This is a genomic window from Halomonas sp. B23F22_20 (genome assembly GCF_043496985.1).
In the GTDB taxonomy this organism is placed as follows: Bacteria; Pseudomonadota; Gammaproteobacteria; order Pseudomonadales; family Halomonadaceae; genus Halomonas.
The window spans coordinates 1-662 of record NZ_JBIEKH010000095.1 but is presented as its reverse complement, the minus strand read 5'-3'; the positions used below and the strand labels follow the sequence as shown (position 1 = coordinate 662).

General features: G+C 38.4%; 1 protein-coding gene. It reads right to left on the bottom strand.

The window, feature by feature from the left end; all coding sequences use genetic code 11:
- A partial coding sequence (locus ACGTN6_RS20750) for a condensation domain-containing protein (protein WP_394594973.1) occupies positions 1-662 on the bottom strand: 662 nt, incomplete at both ends.

The window sequence follows — 662 nt, the reverse complement described above, 5'->3', positions numbered from 1 at the left end:
GTTCTCCAACAGCCCCTCTATTGGACACACGCGGAAAGTCGGTTGGTAAATCTAATATAGGTAAATCTTTCAACTGTTCTTTCCAATAAGAGGCCTGATTCTCCAATCTTTCTTCCAACCATGTCCGTTGCCAGTATGAAAAATCTGCATACTGTATTGGTAAAGGATCCAGGTCCGGTTCAACACCGCGCCTATAAGCGTTATACAGTTCCGTTAATTCCCTTACAAAAACCCCCATTGACCACCCGTCAGAAATAATGTGATGCATATTCAATAATAATAAATACTCCCCTTGATATTTCACCTGAATTAGCTTAATCCTGATGAGTGGACCATTTTCTAAATCAAATGGTTTACTGGACTCATCCTGAATCATTTGATCTAAATCATGAGTATTTGTATTTAGAGATATGACTTCAATTGAACGATGGCAGGGTGGCTGTATTACCTGTTCAGGTTCTCCATCTTTACTTTTAAAAACAGTTCTGAGAGCTTCATGCCGATTAACAATCGTATTAAAACTTTTCTGTAAAGCCTCAATATCTAAATCACCTTTTAATCGCAAAGCCAATGGAATGTTATACGCTACTTCATTTGGGTCTAACTCATGTAAAAACCAAAGACGACGCTGCGCAAAAGATAAGGGTAATTTAACACCCTCT